Annotated in this window: 18 protein-coding genes and 1 riboswitch; of the genes, 9 read left to right on the forward strand and 9 right to left on the reverse strand. The window is 62.6% G+C overall.

The genetic code is table 11. The annotated features are described in order from the left end of the window. Positions 1-7: 7 nt before the first annotated feature. Genes DES43_RS01050 through DES43_RS01060 form a run of 3 tightly spaced genes read left to right on the forward strand, consistent with a single transcriptional unit; the run spans position 8 to position 2,810 of the window. Positions 8-901, forward strand: coding sequence for a heme/hemin ABC transporter substrate-binding protein (locus DES43_RS01050; protein ID WP_035023717.1), 894 nt, complete (start codon positions 8-10; stop codon positions 899-901). 12 nt (positions 902-913) lie between these two features. After that, entirely contained in the window at positions 914-2,014 is a 1,101-nt protein-coding gene (locus tag DES43_RS01055; RefSeq protein ID WP_051520395.1) for a FecCD family ABC transporter permease, read from the forward strand. A gap of 7 nt (positions 2,015-2,021) precedes the next feature. After that, on the forward strand, positions 2,022-2,810 hold the full coding sequence (locus DES43_RS01060) for a heme ABC transporter ATP-binding protein (RefSeq protein WP_035023715.1): 789 nt from the start codon (positions 2,022-2,024) through the stop codon (positions 2,808-2,810). A gap of 65 nt (positions 2,811-2,875) precedes the next feature. On the opposite strand, the gene rirA is transcribed toward DES43_RS01060, so the two are convergent. Further along, complete coding sequence (gene rirA / locus DES43_RS01065) at positions 2,876-3,373, reverse strand: iron-responsive transcriptional regulator RirA (protein ID WP_051520394.1); 498 nt, start codon at positions 3,371-3,373, stop codon at positions 2,876-2,878. Positions 3,374-3,690: 317 nt separating this feature from the next. Here rirA and DES43_RS01070 point away from each other — a divergent pair, with 317 nt between their 5' ends. Next, positions 3,691-4,245 (forward strand): GNAT family N-acetyltransferase, encoded by a 555-nt coding sequence (locus DES43_RS01070; protein ID WP_035023713.1) that lies wholly within the window; start codon positions 3,691-3,693, stop codon positions 4,243-4,245. A 75-nt stretch (positions 4,246-4,320) separates the two neighbouring features. On the opposite strand, the gene DES43_RS01075 is transcribed toward DES43_RS01070, so the two are convergent. Further along, the gene (locus tag DES43_RS01075; protein ID WP_035023711.1) at positions 4,321-5,514 is read right to left on the reverse strand and encodes a hypothetical protein; all 1,194 of its coding nucleotides are present in this window, start codon (positions 5,512-5,514) and stop codon (positions 4,321-4,323) included. Between the two features lie 59 nt (positions 5,515-5,573). On the opposite strand from DES43_RS01075, the gene DES43_RS23140 reads away from it, so the two are divergent. The 3 genes from DES43_RS23140 (at position 5,574) to DES43_RS01085 (ending at position 9,420) form a co-directional block, all read left to right on the forward strand. Beyond that, on the forward strand, positions 5,574-5,702 hold the full coding sequence (locus DES43_RS23140; protein WP_280940152.1) for a hypothetical protein: 129 nt from the start codon (positions 5,574-5,576) through the stop codon (positions 5,700-5,702). Between the two features lie 9 nt (positions 5,703-5,711). Beyond that, positions 5,712-7,979, forward strand: coding sequence for a DNA topoisomerase IV subunit A (parC, locus tag DES43_RS01080; protein ID WP_035023707.1), 2,268 nt, complete (start codon positions 5,712-5,714; stop codon positions 7,977-7,979). Positions 7,980-8,193: 214 nt separating this feature from the next. Beyond that, positions 8,194-9,420, forward strand: a complete 1,227-nt coding sequence (locus DES43_RS01085; protein WP_425352062.1) for an AI-2E family transporter — start codon at positions 8,194-8,196, stop codon at positions 9,418-9,420. A 22-nt stretch (positions 9,421-9,442) separates the two neighbouring features. On the opposite strand, the gene DES43_RS01090 is transcribed toward DES43_RS01085, so the two are convergent. The 7 genes from DES43_RS01090 to hemB form a co-directional block, all read right to left on the reverse strand. Then, positions 9,443-10,285, reverse strand: coding sequence for a DMT family transporter (locus tag DES43_RS01090; RefSeq protein WP_051520392.1), 843 nt, complete (start codon positions 10,283-10,285; stop codon positions 9,443-9,445). 151 nt (positions 10,286-10,436) lie between these two features. Then, positions 10,437-11,189: an arginyltransferase gene (locus tag DES43_RS01095; RefSeq protein ID WP_035023701.1), complete on the reverse strand. Its 753-nt coding sequence runs from the start codon at positions 11,187-11,189 to the stop codon at positions 10,437-10,439. A 52-nt stretch (positions 11,190-11,241) separates the two neighbouring features. After that, the gene (crcB, locus tag DES43_RS01100) at positions 11,242-11,688 is read right to left on the reverse strand and encodes a fluoride efflux transporter CrcB (RefSeq protein WP_035024087.1); all 447 of its coding nucleotides are present in this window, start codon (positions 11,686-11,688) and stop codon (positions 11,242-11,244) included. An 85-nt stretch (positions 11,689-11,773) separates the two neighbouring features. Beyond that, positions 11,774-11,835, reverse strand: a riboswitch (Fluoride riboswitch). Between the two features lie 35 nt (positions 11,836-11,870). Further along, positions 11,871-12,341, reverse strand: a complete 471-nt coding sequence (locus DES43_RS01105) for an RDD family protein (protein ID WP_035023698.1) — start codon at positions 12,339-12,341, stop codon at positions 11,871-11,873. A gap of 77 nt (positions 12,342-12,418) precedes the next feature. Continuing rightward, positions 12,419-12,772: a DUF423 domain-containing protein gene (locus DES43_RS01110; RefSeq protein WP_035023696.1), complete on the reverse strand. Its 354-nt coding sequence runs from the start codon at positions 12,770-12,772 to the stop codon at positions 12,419-12,421. A gap of 77 nt (positions 12,773-12,849) precedes the next feature. Further along, positions 12,850-14,106 (reverse strand): MFS transporter, encoded by a 1,257-nt coding sequence (locus DES43_RS01115; RefSeq protein WP_051520391.1) that lies wholly within the window; start codon positions 14,104-14,106, stop codon positions 12,850-12,852. Further along, the gene (gene hemB, locus DES43_RS01120) at positions 14,103-15,134 is read right to left on the reverse strand and encodes a porphobilinogen synthase (RefSeq protein WP_035023694.1); all 1,032 of its coding nucleotides are present in this window, start codon (positions 15,132-15,134) and stop codon (positions 14,103-14,105) included. The genes DES43_RS01115 and hemB overlap by 4 nt, the downstream gene beginning before the upstream one ends. 242 nt (positions 15,135-15,376) lie before the next feature. Between hemB and DES43_RS01125 the strand changes: the two genes are divergently transcribed. Both DES43_RS01125 and DES43_RS01130 read left to right on the forward strand, forming a co-directional pair. Beyond that, the gene (locus DES43_RS01125) at positions 15,377-16,423 is read left to right on the forward strand and encodes an enoyl-CoA hydratase/isomerase family protein (protein ID WP_035023692.1); all 1,047 of its coding nucleotides are present in this window, start codon (positions 15,377-15,379) and stop codon (positions 16,421-16,423) included. Then, the gene (locus DES43_RS01130) at positions 16,420-16,845 is read left to right on the forward strand and encodes a DUF6163 family protein (RefSeq protein ID WP_035023690.1); all 426 of its coding nucleotides are present in this window, start codon (positions 16,420-16,422) and stop codon (positions 16,843-16,845) included. The genes DES43_RS01125 and DES43_RS01130 overlap by 4 nt, the downstream gene beginning before the upstream one ends. Positions 16,846-17,035: the final 190 nt, after the last annotated feature.

The following is a 17,035-nucleotide window of genomic DNA, read 5'->3' on the forward strand; positions in this document are numbered from 1 at the left end:
TGCTGCAATGACAATTCTCTCCCGTTTCGCATCGCGCGCTGCCGTGATGTTGTGCCTGGCCGTGGCCACGCCGTTTTCCGCTCAGGCCGATGAGGCGATTGGGAAATTCGACGATCCTTCGCGGATCGTGGCCATTGGCGGCTCGATCACCGAGATCGTTTTCGCGCTGGGGGAAGGTGACCGCCTCATCGCGCGCGATACCACGAGCGTGTTTCCGCCCGAGGCGATGGCGCTTCCCGATGTCGGCTACATGCGCCAGCTTTCGCCGGAAGGTGTGCTTTCGGTAAGCCCGGGCGGCATTCTGGCCCTCGAAGGAAGCGGTCCGAAGGAAACCATCGATGTCCTGAAGAAGGCAAGCGTGCCTTATATAGAGGTGGCGGAACGCTTCGATCATCAAGGCATCCTCGCGAAGATCCGTGCTGTCGGCACGGCGCTTGGCGTCGAGCAGAAGGCGGATGTTCTGGCAAAGGAGATCGATGCGAAGCTCAGGGCCGCCGAAGAGCGTACGAAGGACGTGAAGGAACACAAGCGCGTCCTCTTCATCCTGTCGATGCAGGGCGGCAAGGTCATGGCTTCCGGGGCCGATACGGCTGCCAACGGCATCATCGCCCTCGCTGGCGCGGTGAACGCCATAGAGGGATATTCTGGCTACAAGCAGCTCACGGAAGAGGCGATCGTCGAGGCGCGTCCCGACGTCATCCTGATGATGAGCCGGGCAGGCGAGCATACTGCGAACGACGACGAAATCCTAAATAATCCGGCCATCGCGAGCACGCCTGCCGGAAAGGCCGGCAAGATCATGCGCATGGATGGCGCCTACATGCTCGGTTTCGGTCCACGCACCGCCGACGCTGTTCGTGACGTTGCGGTGGCACTCTATGGCGACCAGATCGCCGACTGAACGCGCACCCGAATGACGAACCACATTGCCGCCCGAAGAAGCTCCGGCCTCAGAAACGCTGTTGCCGCCGGTGACCGCTCGGCGCTCGCCCGGCTGGTCATCGTCATACTGGCTGTCCTGCTTGGCCTGACCATGCTGTTCAGCCTTGCATCCGGGGCCTCCGACGCGTCGGCCATCTCGGTTGCGCGGGGCTGGCTTTCCGGTGCCGGCGAAGACGCGCTGAGGGTGCGCGACCGTATCATCATCAACGACATACGCCTGCCGCGGGTTATGCTGGGCGCTCTTGTCGGCGCTTCGCTGGCCGTTTCCGGCGCGGTGATGCAGGGCCTGTTCCGCAATCCGCTGGCCGATCCCGGCCTGATCGGCGTTTCGGCCGGCGCCGGTCTCGGCGCGGTGCTGATCATTGTTCTCGGCGGCACCGTACTGGCGCCGCTGACAACGGCGCTGGGTACGTTTTCGTTGCCGGTCGGTGCGTTTCTGGGCGGTCTTGCTGCAACGCTCGTGCTCTACAAGGTGGCGACGCGTCAGGGGCGCACGTCAGTCGCCACCATGCTTCTGGCGGGTATTGCGCTTGCCGCGCTTGCGGGTGCCGTCACCGGCATTCTGGTGTTCGTGACCGACGACCGGCAATTGCGGGACCTGACATTCTGGCAGCTTGGCTCGCTGGCGGGCGCCACCTGGCTCAAGATCGGCGCGGTGGCGCCGATCATGGTTCTTGCCATGGCCGCAACGCCTTTTCTGGCGCGTGGCCTGAATGCGCTGGCGCTGGGCGAGGCGACGGCTACCCACCTTGGCATCCCGGTGCAGAGGCTGAAATATATCGCCATCGTCAGCGTGGCGGCATCGGTCGGCTCCTCCGTGGCGGTCAGCGGCGGCATCGGCTTCGTCGGCATCGTGGTGCCGCATCTGTTGCGGCTGGCCATGGGGCCAGACAACCGCTATCTGCTGCCGGCCTCGGCGCTGCTGGGCGCCTCGCTGCTTTTGCTGGGGGACGCCGTGGCACGCACCATCGTGGCGCCCGCAGAACTGCCGATCGGGATCGTCACGGCCATTGCCGGTGCGCCTTTCTTCCTGTGGATATTGCTGCGCAAGCGCGGCGTCATCGATCTGTGAGGCCGTCATGATCGAAGCGCAGGGCATTTCCGTTCATATCGGCACGAAACGCATCGTCCATGGTGTCGACTTCTCTGCCGGGCCCGGCGAACTCGCCACCATCGTCGGCCCGAACGGCTCGGGCAAGACCACGATGCTGAAGGCTTTATGCGGGGAGCTTTCCCATTCCGGCCGCGTCACATTCAATGGCCGTGATCTGAAGTCCCTCAAGCCCGCGGAAGCTGCGGCCATCCGTGCCGTGCTGCCGCAGGCGACGATGCTGTCGTTTCCCTTCACGGTCCGCGAAATCGTCAAGATGGGACTCATCGGAGGGCGATCCGGGGTGATCGGGCCGGAAGCGGATCTTCTGCCCGAGCGGGCTCTGGCGCGCGTCGATCTGGACGGTTTCGCCGGCCGCTTCTACCAGGAACTCTCCGGCGGAGAGCAGCAGCGCGTGCAGCTTGCACGGGTGCTGTGCCAGGTGTGGATGCCGGTTCTGGATGGGCGGCCGCGTTACCTGTTCCTCGATGAGCCGGTTTCCAGTCTCGATATCAAGCACCAGCTCATCATCATGGACATTGCACGCGATTTCGCGCGCGCCGGAGGCGGGGTGGTCGCCATATTGCACGACCTCAATCTGGCTGCGATGTATGGGGACCGCATTCATGTCATGCATCGGGGCACTCTGGATACGGTGGGTGCTCCGAAGGACGTGCTCAGCGATGCGTTGATCGAGCGCGTTTTCGGCTGCAAGTTGCGCGTCGGTGCCGTGCCCGCCGGCAATACGCCGTTCGTTCTGCCGCAATCTGCGATCTGAAACGAGAACGGCCAGCAAGGCCGGCCGTCGATGATTTTATTTGCAGGACCCGGCCTGCCGCCGGATCAGGCCGCGGGCGCCCTGTGCTCGACCGCGACCTTGCGCACGCCGACTTTGCGGGGCGCAATGTTGTCGATGCCGAGCGCCTCGCGCATATTGGGGCGGGCAGCGACCAGATCGGCGATTGTGTGCTTTTCCAGAACGGCGAAGAAAGCGCCAAGAGCCTCCCGCAGCGCAGAGTTGAGCCCGCAGCTGTCGATGAGGGGGCAATCGGCGGTATCGCTATCGAAGCATTCGGCCATCGAGAAATTGTCTTCCGTGACGCGGACGACCTCGAACAGGGTGATCTCCTCGGCCGGCTTGCCGAGACGAACGCCGCCGTTGCGGCCCCGCACGGTTTCCACCAGCCCGTTCTCGACGAGCGGCTGGAGGATCTTGAAGAGGAAGAGTTCCGAGACCGTATAGGCTGCGGCGATCTCGGGGATACGGCTCAGCTGGCCGTCATTTGTCGCGCAATACATCAGGATACGTATGGCGTAATTGGTCTGGCGCGTGAGTCGCATGATTCATCCTCGCAGGAAGCAGTGCGTTATATATGACCTATACCTTGGAATAATTCTAGACAAGCCCGCTAAAAATTATGAATTTATTCGTCACCTTTATGGACGCAGTTTTATGGCGTCAAACGTGGCAATGCACGCTTTGTCGCCGGGCAGGGCGTTCAAAGTGCGGAAGCGGCGCTGCAAGCCATCCGATTTCGCATGGCAGCCTCCCGTTCCTGGTGGTTTGCGATGGGCCGCAACCACTTGATAATTATGCTGCATTGCACAATATTAGGCGCGTCGGAAGCGACTCAGGGAGGAACCCAGAGGAGTGCGACATGGAGCAGAACTTCAACAGCCCCGCTCGCCTGACGGGGACCATACGCCAGCTAAGACCCTCGGATTTGCCGAGGTTCCGCGCGCATCTTCTCAGGCTCGATGCTGAAAGCCGGCGTGACCGTTTCAACGGCCTTGCCGACGATCGATTCATTTCCGCCTATGCATACCGTTCCTTCGCAGCCGGCACCACGGTGATCGGCTATGTCGAGGGGGACGAGGTGCTGGGCGCAGCCGAAATTCACGAGCGCGCCGAGGAAAGCCAGCCGACGGCCGAGATCGCCTTCAGCGTCGAACGCCATCTCCAGCATCGCGGGCTCGGCGGCAAGCTTTTCGAGCGCCTTATCGAGAAGGCAAGGGACTTCGGCTACACCAAGCTGCTGGTCACCACCCACCCGCAGAATGCTGCCATGCGCGCACTTGCGCGGAGCTACAATGCCAAGCTGGTGTTCGAGGACGGGGAAACGCTCGGCACCATCCATCTCGATCCGCTGATGCCGGTGGGCGTGCTCGCGGCCAGCCATGGGTATCAGGGAGCCGTCCTGGAGCCGGCCTGAAAAGCTACGGAGTTCAGCGTATGAAAAAGGCCGCAGCGTTTCCGCTACGGCCTTTCTGTTTACGGGCTCTGCCGGTCAGTTCTGGTTGGCCTTGACCGCGACACCCAGCGTCTTGGTGAGATTGGCCGGGTTGGCCATGGCGTCGGCCATGATCATGGCGAACGGCACGGGCGAGGCGGGGCTGGCGAGAATTTCCAGGCTGCGCGGATTGTCGAAATACTGGTTCACAGCCGCCGAAGCCTGTGCCGTCAGATCGGGGTTCTGCAACTGGGCGAGGCCGAACGGAATGATGGCCTTGGCCTGGTTGGCGACATCCTTGCCGGACATGCCCTGCTGCTTTCCGACATATTCGAGAACCTTGTTGGTGAGCGAATTGTCGATGAAGCGGACCGATGCGCTGTTGAAGCTGAGCTGCTGCATCAGACCCAGCATGGCCATGCCCTGCGCGGAATTGTCGGCATCTTCGGGCATGGCGGCCATCTGCTTCTGCAACTCCTGAACGGACTTGATGAACTCGACGGTGTATCCGCCGATGCTGAAGGTCATGCCGAATGTGCCGGCGTCGTCGACCTTGATGTCGTATTTCGTAATGTCCATCTTGCCATCGGCCAGGTTCCAGCTGCCGTCCATGAGGATGGAGCCCTTGATGTTCTGGTAGCCCAGAGCGTTGATGGCATCCTTGTACCTGGGGTCCTCGATCAGCGTGAGATCGCTGGTGAAAGACGGAACGGTGGCTGTCATGGAAACGGGCTTGCCGCCGTCGAACTCGGACATTTCGATCGCGATGCCGGAGGCGGAGAACGCCGTCTTGCCGGCCGATTTGACGGCAAGGTCGTCGAGATTGGCCGCGCGGTAATAAAGCATGCCGCCGAACGGGCTGTTGGTGCCGTCGGCAAAGAGAACCACGTCGCGCATGACGAACGGGCTCATTTCGAAGGCGAGTTCTCCCTCGGTCCGGGAATAGGCATTCGTCGAAACCGTGGCGATCCTGTAGTCGCCGTTCGCCTCGCTTATGCCTTTGAGCGTCACATCGCCGATGTCCATGGGCTGTTCAACGCCGGCCGGCTTGAACTTCACGCCCTGAAGCAGCATCGACGAGGTGTCGCCGGAAACGCCCGACCAGTCGATTTCGACGCCCTGCTCGCTGAAGGTCGACTTCAGGCGCGCCGCCACGTCATCGATGCTTTGAGCCGATGCGGGACCCATGGCCAGCGCGAACAGGAAGGTAGAAAGTGACAGCCTGTTCCGGTTCTTGCGTTGAAAGCTCATCATGGGCTCCAGTGGTATCTTGAGAGAAATATTCCTGCATCTGCCCGCAGCAGCAGGGCATGAGCAAGGCCAATCTTGATCCATTGGTAGAAATTCACGTCAAAATAGCAGAGACGGTTGCATTTTTCGGTGATCGAAAAGGTCTTGACGCTCCTCTTGCCCTTGCCGCGAATCGGCACCTCGTTTAGTCAACCCCCATGGGAAAGAGCCTTCTGCCGCCCGGTGATGGCGGCGATCATATCGAACCGGTCGACCTGAAGCAGGCGCTCGAGGAGCGTTACCTCGCCTATGCCCTGTCGACCATCATGCATCGCGCCCTGCCGGATGTGCGTGACGGCCTCAAGCCCGTCCACCGGCGCATCATGCACGCCATGCGGCTGTTGCGCCTGAACCCGGATCAGGGTTTCGCCAAATGCGCGCGCATCGTCGGCGAGGTCATGGGCAAGTTCCACCCCCATGGCGACCAGTCGATCTACGACGCGCTGGTGCGGCTGGCGCAGGGTTTTTCGATGCGCTACCCGCTGGTCGACGGGCAGGGCAATTTCGGCAATATCGATGGCGATAACGCCGCTGCCATGCGCTACACGGAAGCGCGCATGACCGATGTGGCGACCGAGCTGCTTGCCGGCATCACCGAGGACGCAGTCGACTATCGCCCCACCTACAACGAGGAGGACGAGGAGCCGGTCGTGCTGCCGGGCGCGTTCCCGAACCTGCTCGCCAACGGCTCTTCGGGCATAGCGGTCGGCATGGCGACCTCGATCCCGCCGCACAACGCTGCCGAACTGTGCGATGCCGCGCTGTGCCTCATCGACGGTATCAAGTCCCGACAGGATGTCTCCGACGACCGGCTGATGGATTTCGTGCAGGGGCCGGATTTCCCGACCGGGGGCATCGTTATCGACAGCCGTGCTTCGATCGCCGAAGCCTATCGCACGGGGCGCGGCTCGTTCCGCGTGCGCTCGCGCTGGCATCAGGAGGATCAGGGCCGCGGCACCTGGGTCATCGCCGTCACCGAAATCCCCTATGGCGTGCAGAAATCGCGGCTGATCGAGAAGATCGCCGAACTGCTGATCGCGCGCAAGCTGCCGCTGCTGGAGGACATCCGCGACGAGAGCGCGGAGGACATCCGCGTCGTGCTGGTGCCCAAGAGCCGCTCGGTCGATCCGGGCATCCTGATGGAATCGCTGTTCAAGCTGACCGAGCTTGAAAGCCGTTTCTCGCTCAACATGAACGTGCTGTCGCGCGGCAAGGTGCCGAACGTGCTGTCGCTGAAAAGCGTGCTGCGCGAATGGCTGGACCATCGCCGCGAGGTGCTGCTGCGCCGTTCGCGCCACCGGCTGGCCGAGATCGAGCGGCGGCTGGAGATACTGGCCGGCTACCTCATCGCCTATCTCAATATAGACGAGGTGATCCGCATCATCCGCGAGGAGGACGAGCCCAAGCCCGTCATGATGGGGCGCTGGGACCTGACCGACACGCAGGCGGAAGCCATCCTCAACATGCGCCTGCGGTCGCTGCGCAAGCTGGAGGAGTTCGAAATCCGCAAGGAGTTCGACGCTCTTACCGAGGAAAAGCGCCAGATCGAGGCCCTGCTCGGCGACGAGCAGAAGCAATGGAACACCATCGCGTGGGAAATCCAGACGATCCGCCGCGATTTCGGCCCGGAGGAGAACAAGGAACTCGGTCCGCGCCGCACCGCCTTCGCCGAGGCCCCGGAGCACGACCTGACCGATATTGCGCAGGCGATGATCGAGAAGGAGCCTGTCACGGTCGTCGTGTCGGAAAAAGGCTGGCTGCGGGCCATGAAGGGGCATCTCGGCGACTACACCCAGCTTTCCTTCAAGGAGGGCGACAGCCTCAAGCTTGCCTTCCACGCGCAGACGACGGACAAGATCCTCATCTTCACGACGGGCGGCAAATTCTACACGATCGGTGCCGACAGGTTGCCCGGAGGCCGTGGCCATGGCGAGCCCATCCGCATCATGGTCGACATGGAGACCGATCAGGACATCGTCACCGCTTTCGTGCACGAGCCGAAGCGCAGGCTGCTTCTTGCCTCGCATCAGGGCAATGGCTTCCTTGTCTCGGAGGATGAGGCCGCCGCCAACACCCGCAAGGGCCGTCAGGTGATGAACGTCAAGACCCCGGACGAAGCGCGCTTCTGCATTCCCGCGGCAGGCGACCATGTCGCCATCGTCGGCGAGAACCGCAAGATGCTGGTATTTGCGCTGTCTGAAATTCCGGAAATGACACGCGGCAAGGGCGTCCGGCTTCAAAAATACAAGTCCGGCGGGGTGCTCGATCTGAAGACTTTCGCGATGGATGCGGGTCTGACCTGGCAGGATTCAGCGGACAGGACCTTCACACGCACGCAGGCGGAACTTGCGGAATGGATCGGCGCGCGCGCATCCGCCGGGCGGATGGTCCCGAAGGGGTTCCCGCGCACGGGGAAGTTCGGATAGGGCTTTCCTTTTTGTTTTCAACGGGCCGGCCTCATTCGCTGCGGAATTGAATCAACGGATTCTGCCAGCCTTTCGCCGGGCGGCAGGGGTTTGTGAACACGCTTCCGACAATATTTTCTGCATCCTCGTCGTGATTGGATTGTCGTAATGATTGCTGCACTATGCTGATGCATAGTGAGACTCCGACAGACCGAGTCGGCTGGAGGCGCGACGTTTGAAAGAACAGGACAGTCAGACGAACGGCCGTGAGATGCGCCTTATGGGGCGCGCCGCGCCGATCAGGTCAGCGGTGATCCAGCCGCTGTCGGCGGCCCGCTGGCTGCTGATCATGATCGTCGCTGCCGGCGTCTACTTCTTTCACGGTTTCCTCGTGCCGGTTCTGGCGGCGCTGGTCATCGCCTTTGCAAGCTGGCCGCTCTACCGCCGCCTGCTGGCGGCCGTCGGCGGCAACAGGACGACGGCCGCCAGTCTGGCGCTGCTGCTCATCCTCACCTTCATCATCGTGCCCATTGTTCTGGCATGCATGTATGCGTTCAACGAAATCCACGACTGGGTGGTGTGGGCAGTCGAGGCGAACCGCCACGGTGCGCCGGTGCCCGAATGGATCGCGGCGCTGCCCGTGATCGGCGAATGGCTGGCGCAGCAATGGTCGGTTACCATCGATCATCCTGGTGGTATCGGAGAGCTGATCCAGCTCGTCAGCGGCGCCAATATAGGCAGCATCTACCGTGGCGTCGTGGCAGCCGGCGGCAGCGCCTTCAGCCTGCTGCTCGCCCTGCTGTTCATGCTGATCGCGCTGTTCTTCACCTACCGCGACGGCGAAGCCTTCGCGGTGCAGGTGGACCGCATCGGCGAACGTATCCTGCCGGCGCGGTGGGAGCGTTTCTCGCGCGTCGTCCCGGCCACCATCAGCTCGACCGTCACCGGCATGACGCTGATCGCGATAGGCGAGGGTGTGGTGCTGGGCATTGCCTACTGGCTTGCCGGTGTTCCCTCGCCGGTCACGCTTGGCGCGCTCACGGGGCTGATGGCCCTTGTTCCCGGCGGCGCTCCGCTTTCCTTCACCCTCGTCTCGCTTTACCTCGTGGCCAGCGGTTCGCCGCTTGCCGGCATCGGCCTGTTCATGTGGGGTTCCGTCGAGCTTTTCATCGTCGACAAGACCCTGCGCCCCAAACTGGTCGGAGGACCGATCAAGCTGCCGTTCCTGCCGACCTTCTTCGGTCTGGTCGGCGGGGTGAAGACCATGGGCTTTGTCGGCCTCTTCGTCGGCCCCGTATTGATGGCGCTGCTCGTTGCCATCTGGCGTGAGTGGCAGCATGAGGTCGACGTTACCGAAACGGCCGTCGTGCCCGTTGTGACGGCGGAAGCCGTGGTCGAGGCGCCCCAGGGTTCTTCGCCCGCGCGCTACAAGACGGGCGAGACGGCACCGGCCGAAAGCTGAGTCCGTCCGCCGCCCCGCTTTTTCAGGCGGGATGGCGCAGGGCCAGTGTGGCGCGCCGCCTGCGGCCTTCCCGCAACTGCCAGAACGAATGTCCTGCCAGGGTCAGGATGAGGATCGCACCGCCGATCAGGCTGTTGCGGGTGGGGGTCTCCGAAAAGATCATCCAGACCCAGACAGGAGCCAGAACCGTTTCCAGAAGATAGAACATCGCCACTTCCGGCGCGGAAATGTACCTTGGACCATTGGCGAGGCAGAAGAACGAAATCGGCATGATCACGGCGCCGTTGAAGATGATCCAGCCGGGCTCGGCGATATGCAGGCCGTTTTTCGAGACCATGAAGCCGGCGACGAGACATGGCAGGATGACACCCACGAGCGCGGTGAAACCCATGTCCTTGCCGCTCGCCCGCGAGACGGTGATTGCGCAGGAAAGCAGGAAGGCGGCGAACATGGCGATCAGGTTGCCGAACAGGTTGCCGGTTCCCAGCGACGAGCCGACGATGATCGAGATCCCCACGATCATCAGCGCCATGGCAAGCAGGGTTTGCGGACGGGGGCGCTCACGCAGAAACAGCCATGACAACAGCGCCGAGAACATGGTGTTGAACGCAAGGATGAAGACGAGGTCCGCCGTCGAGGTGTTGAAGACGGCGGTGATGAACATGATCGAGCTGAGGCCGTAGAGCCCGGCGACGACAAATCCGGTTCGCCCCGGCACAAGCTTCGGCGCATCCGCGGAAAAGAAACGCCAGATCGCCCACATCAGCAGGCCGGCCGTAAAGGTCGTGGCGCTTCGCACGAACAGGATCGACCACGGATCGCCGCCGGCGAGCTTGATCAGGGGAATATCGATGGTCAGGGCCATGCCCCCGAAAGCTGTCAGCAACAAGCCCCTGGTGTGCTGGTCAATGTTCTTGGGCAAGGCAATAACTCCGGCAGGCGGCGGGAACAGGATAAGATGTGCGGCAGGTTGGCCCGCAGCCGGACTCATCGCCCCGTCGAGGGCGGTTCGCGCCCTATCTGGCCTGGTAGCGCTCCCAGCCCTTGGGGTTGAGATGCTCCTGCGGCTGGAAACGCATCTTATAGCCCATCTTGCGAGAGCCATTGACCCAATAGCCGAGATAGACATGGGGCAGGCCCATGGCGCGCGTGCGCTCGATGTGGTCGAGGATCATGAAGGTCCCCAGCGAGCGCTCGTCCATGTCGGGGTTGAAAAAGGAATAGACCATGGACAGGCCGTCGGCCATGCGGTCGGTGAGGGCGACGGCAATCAGCTCGCCTTCGCCCTTGCCGGTGATGAAGCTGTCTGGACCCCGCCTGCGGTATTCGATGATCCTGGTGTCGACATGGGTATCTTCGACCATCATGGCATAGTCGAGGGCAGTCATGTCGGACATGCCGCCAAGCCGGTGGCGCGCATCGAGATAGGTTCGGAACAGGGAATATTGTTCCGTCGAGGGCTGGGCATTGGCCATGGTGCTCACCAGATCCCGATTCTGTTGCAGCACACGCCGCATATTGCGGCTGACCTCGAACTCCTGCGCGAGGATACGCACCGACACGCAGGCCCGGCAGGTCTCGCAGGCCGGACGATAGGCGATGTTCTGCGAGCGCCTGAAGCCGCCTTGCGTCAACAGGTCGTTCATTTCCGCAGCCTTGTTGCCGACGAGATGGGTAAAGACCTTGCGTTCGAACTGGCCCTCGAGATAGGGGCAGGCCGAAGGCGCAGTCAGGAAGAACTGCGGCGATTGGGTCAGGTGCTGCGTCATCTGGCAAGCGAACTCCGCGACAATTTATAGCTTGGCCCGTTCTCCGAAAAATTCAAGATGTTTGCACAGGCCCGCTTTCTTCCTCGATGGCGAACTGGACGATGCGCACGTCGCGGTTGAACCATGTGGCGGTGAAATGGCCGAGCGCGACCGCGCCGACGCACAGCACCACCGAGGCGATGACGTTGACCGCGGCCCGTCCCATCGCGCCAGTGCGCATGAGGTCGAGGGTCTGGAGGCTGAAGGAGGAAAAGGTGGTGAAGCCGCCGCATATGCCGACCATCACCAGCAGGCGCACATTTTCCGAAACCGGATAGCGGCCCTGCGCCAGCGTCAGCGTGCCGAACAGGCCGATGATGAAGGAGCCGAGAATATTGATGATGATCGTGCCCCATGGCAGGGAGCCGCTGATCGGCTGGGCCGCGACCGAAAGCATGTAGCGGGCCAGGCTTCCCAGCGCGCCCCCGAAAGCAACTGCGAGGCAGGACGTGAACGACATCGTTTTCAGTTCCTTCTTGGCCCGCGGGCACAAAAAACCCGCCATGCGGCGGGGTCTCTTCCAGACGCACCCCTGCCGCGATTTCGTTGCGACAGGAGCCATCAGCCATTTCAGGCGGTTTCGGGGAGCTCCATCCCCATCCATTTAAGCCTAAGCCCTGCGCGCGGTGCGCGCAAGGCTTGTCAGCGATCGGTGCGCACCACGACGGTGCCGAGCAGCAGGTCGTGCAGGGTGCGCTTGCGGTCCGAGAACAGCGTGATCAGCAGCACAAGCGGCGTCAGGATGACGTTTCCGGCCCAGAACAGCACCGAATGCACCATCGCGAAGATGCCGTCGACCGGACGGCCATCCAGCCGTTCAAGGCGAAGGTTCATCAGCTTCATGCCTGTGGTGGCCTGATCCGTGCTGCCCAGCGTGAACCAGACATAGGTGAGCGCGACCACGGGCAACAGCAAGCCGTACAGCGCCCAGCCGAGGCCGAATGTGATGAGGCCAAGCAGAAGCACGAGAACGGCGAACGGGATCGAAAGCAGGCCCACGATGAGATAGTCGATCGCAAAGGCCAGCACACGCCGGGTGCGCACGCCGTCATAAGCGCGGATATCGTCAAGGCGGCTGGTGATGATCTCGCCGTCGAGAACGCGAGCGTTCATATGGGTTCGAAGCCTTTCGGTTGGGGTTCCTTCAGGCTTCAGATGGTGCATGCCGGCGAATTTTCAAGAAATTCCGCTCAATCCGCGGATTTTCCCGGGCGAAGCGCAGCAAGTGCAACAGCCAGCCATCCGGCCATGAGCAGGGTTCCGCCGGCCGGAGCAGCGAAGGGAAACAGCCGCGTGCCGACGAAATCGCGCATCAGCAGATCGCCGCAGAACAGGACAAGACCTGCGATCAGGATCAGGCTGGCAGCGTGCAATATGCGGTTGGCGGTCAGCAGGCCGATGGCGAGCAGCACCGGCGCGTGCATCAGCATGAACGATGCGGCCGTGGCGGTGAAGGTGCCGCTTCCATGCGACGCCGCCGCCGAAAGAGCGACACCTCCCGTGCCGGCGAGCCCGGCGACAAGGACGAGAATGCGATTGTTCATCGGTGGCTGCTCCCGGTACGAATCGGAATCTGGAGAGATCGTTTCATCGTGCAGCTATGAGGCGAGGCTTCGATAAATCAATCCGGCAAATCGTCCCTGCGGATAAGCCAGTTCCACAGGGCGCCGGCGCCAAGCAGGACCGCCGTGCCGAGGAAGACGGCCTGCATTCCGATATGGCCGCCCACGAAGCCTCCGAGCACCGGACCCGCCACCTGTCCGACATACTGGGCCGAGATCGCATAGCCGAGGACGTTGCCGCCGACCCCGTCCGGTACATTGTGGCGGATGATGCTGGTGATCGACGGCAGCAGGCCGCCCAGCGCCAGCCCCATGAGGAAGCGCAGCGCGACGAGCTGCCAGCCGGCGGTGACGAACGCCTGCGGCACAAGCAGCAGGGCGGCCGCTCCCAGCGCGCCGATCACCACATTCCAGTGTCCCGCGCGATCTGCCAGCTTGCCGAGCCAGGCTGACGACACGATGCTGCCGAGCGCGGCGGCGGACATGACGACGCCGGCCATCAGCGTGACTTGCGCCTGATTTTCCATCAGTTGCGCGACATAGACCGTGATGATCGGCTCGATCGACATGTTGGCGAACATCAGCAGCATGCCGGTCGCCAGCATGGCTGTAACCGGCCGTTTGTCCGGAATGGCCGCCCAAGCGCCGCTTCGTTTCCTGTGGGCAGCCTTCCCCGGTCTGTGCTCTTCCCTGATGAAGAGGGCGGTGGCCAGAAACGCGACGAAAATAGCTCCGCCGGAAAGCATGAAAGTGGTGCGGATGCCGATCAGGGGCGGCAGCAGACCTCCAATGAGCGGCCCTACGAGATTTCCGGCCATGATGCCGGTGGAGAGAACGCCCAGCGCCCAGCCCGACCGTTCTTTCGGCGTCTGCATGGCGACGAGGATCGTCGACCCCGATGCATAGCCGCCGGCCAGACCGACAAGAAGACGCAACAGGACAAGCTGCTCCACGCTCTGCACCATGCCCATCAGCGACATGCACACGGCCATGCCGAGGCTGGCGCGAACCAGCATCAGCTTGCGTCCGTAGCGGTCGCCAAGGCGGCCCCACAGCGGCGCGACCAGCGCGGCGGCGAAGAATGTGGCGCCATAGGCGATGCCCGACCACTGCACGATGCTGGCATGGCTGCTGGCGCCAAGCTGCTCGACATAGAGCGGCAGGAAGGGGAGGAGCAGCGTCATCGCCACGATGGTGGCGAACGAACCGGCGAAGCAGACGGCAAGGTTGCGTCGCCAGTGGCGGTCGTAACCCGCTTCCTGCGGGTGTTCGGATGGCTGGCTGGCTGTCTCTGCGGTCGGGCTTGCGCCGCTCACCCTTTCAGCTTTTCCGCCACGCTGGGCGCGAAGTAGGTGAGAATGCCGTCGGCGCCGGCGCGCTTGAATGCCAGCAGCGATTCCATCATCGCACGCTCGCCGTCGATCCAGCCATTGGCTGCTGCTGCCATGATCATCGAGTATTCGCCGGAGACCTGATAGGCGAAAGTGGGCAGGGCGAAGGTATCCTTGAGAAGGCGGATGATGTCGAGATAGGGCATGCCCGGCTTGACCATGACCATGTCGGTGCCTTCCAGAATGTCCTGCTCGGTCTCGCGCAGGGCCTCGGCGGAATTGGCGGCGTTGATGTAGTAGGTCTTCTTGTCGCCCTTGAGCAGGCCGGCCGTTCCGATCGCGTCCCGGTAGGGGCCGTAGAAGGCCGAATCGAACTTGGTCGCATAGGACATGATGGCCACGTCCTGGAAGCCGTTGTCGTCCAGCGCGGAGCGGATGACCCCGATGCGGCCGTCCATCATGTCGGAAGGCGCGATGATGTCGGCTCCCGCAGCCGCCTGAAGCACGGCGCCGGCCGCGACCTGCTCGACGGTCTCGTCGTTGACGATGATGCCGTTGCGCAGCACGCCGTCGTGACCATGGCTGGTGAAAGGATCCAGCGCGGCGTCGGTAATGACACCGATTTCCGGAACCGCTTCCTTGATGGCGCGGGTGGCCCGGTTGGTGAGATTGTCGGGATCGAGGATCAGCGATCCGGTGACGTCGCGCAGGGATAGGTCCACATTCGGGAACGTGGCGATGGCCGGAATGCCGAGCTTCGCCGCGCGTTCCACTTCGCGCACGGCCACATCGACCGAGAACCGGAAGACGCCGGGCATGGCAGCAATGGGCTCTCGCACATTCTCGCCGTCGACAAGAAAGATCGGCCAGATGAGATCGTCGACGGTGAGGTGGTTTTCCTGCACCAGACGGCGCGACCATGCGGCCTTGCGCATGCGCCTGAGGCGCCGGGAGCCGGTGACTTCGTCTACGGTGCGTGTACCTGCCGCCTTGGTGGGTGCGAACCTGTTCATGGCCAACTCCGCGGGATGGCTGCATCCGCCATTCCCGGTCCTTAATCTGTGCACACTCTTCCGGGCTTCCCGCGAAGCCGTATTCTGGAGGCTTTCTAACATGACCGGGGACGCTGACCAATGCGACATCATTGTTCCGGTGGCCGTTTCGCTCAATGTCGCAATGATTTCGTGCCATTGACGTAGCTGGTTGCCGCACTTAGCACTTTTGCCGGAGATCATAGGAGAGGGAATCTGTGGCGATGGATTTTGGCGGCGGCGAGGAGATTCGCTTCGAGATCGTGGGACAGGCCGGTGTGGTGACGCTCACACGTCCGAAGGCCCTCAATGCCCTGACCGCAAAAATGGTTCATGCGCTGGCAGCTGCCCTCGATGCATGGGAAGGGGACGATGCGGTCCGCCTCGTGCTCGTCAGGGGCGAGGGGAGGGCCTTCTGCGCCGGCGGCGACATCATGGATGTCTATCGGGCCGGCAAGGCCGGCGAACGCCACGTCGGCTTTTTCGGCGACGAATACCGCATGAATGCGCAGCTCGCGCGCTTCCCCAAGCCTTATGTCGCGCTCATAGACGGCATCGTGATGGGCGGCGGCGTCGGCATTTCGGCTCACGGCTCGCACAGGGTCATGACGGAAAACGCCATCGTGGCGATGCCGGAGGTGGGTATCGGCTTCTTTCCCGATGTCGGCGGCAGCCATGTGCTGTCGCGGCTGCCGGGCAGTTTCGGCATGTATATGGCACTGACCGGCAACCGCGTCCGATATGGCGATGCGCTGGCGGTCGGGCTCGCAACGCAGGCCATCCGGGCCGAGAGCCAGCAGGACCTCATCGACGCTTTCACGGCGTCAGGCGAGGTGGATGCGGTTCTCAGCCGTTTCCATGCCGATGTGCCGCCGGAAACGGATGCCGCGACTTTTGCCGCCATCGAGCGCCATTTCTCGCAAGGATCTCTGGAATCGGTTCTGGCCAGCCTGAAGGCGGAAGCCGAGGCGGGTGACGATTTCGCGGCAAAAACGCTCGCGACCATGCTTTCCCGATCCCCGACCAGCCTCAAGGTCACCTGGCGCCAGATCAGCCGCGGGGCCGGCCTTTCGATGGACGATTGCATGCGCATGGAGTTCAGGGTGCTCAACCGCATGCTGGATGGTCACGACTTCTATGAAGGCATTCGCGCCGCGCTTGTCGACAAGGGCTCGACGCCGGTCTGGAACCCCCCGGCTCTGGAAGCTGTGAGCGATGCTGCCGTGGAAGCGTATTTCGCGCCGCTTGGCGAGCGGGAACTGGCGCTGTGACCAGAGGACTTGCAACCCGGTCCGTCCCCGTCCCGGATACGCTCGATCTTGCGTTCGCCGTGTTCCTGCGTTGCGTCGCCTGCCTGTGTCTGGTTCAGGGCGTCCTCTACTGGATCAGGCTGATCGGCTATTACCCCGGCGATCTCTATCGCTTCGATCTGATGCCGGTACACTGGCAGATCGCGGCTTCGGCGCTTGCGGTGCTGTTTCCGTTCGCCGCGGCGGGGTTGTGGATGCTCGCCTCGTGGGGGCCGGTCATCTGGTTCCTGTGCGCGGCCGGCGAGATCGCCATGTATGCCGGCTTTCCGCAGTATTTCGGCCACAAGCCTTCCGTCGTCGTCTCGCATGCGATCGTCGCCGCGGCCTATTGCGGCCTGCGTGCCGCCTTGCAGATGCGCAAGCGGCCGCAAGCCATTCAGTAGATACTGCCGGCTCCTCCCGGTCTTCTGCAAATCTATTAGCTCATTTTTTAGGTTAATTGTCCCGCAAGACGTGACCATTCGTTAAGCGTCTTCGACGGCTCTCGCTGGTAAGCTCTTGTTAGCCTTGGTGTTTAAGTCGAATTTTATGAGTATTCGATAGTGTCGCGATCAAGGTGAGAAAAACAAAAAA

This window comes from Aquamicrobium defluvii (assembly GCF_004363725.1).
Taxonomy (GTDB): Bacteria; Pseudomonadota; Alphaproteobacteria; order Rhizobiales; family Rhizobiaceae; genus Mesorhizobium; species Mesorhizobium defluvii.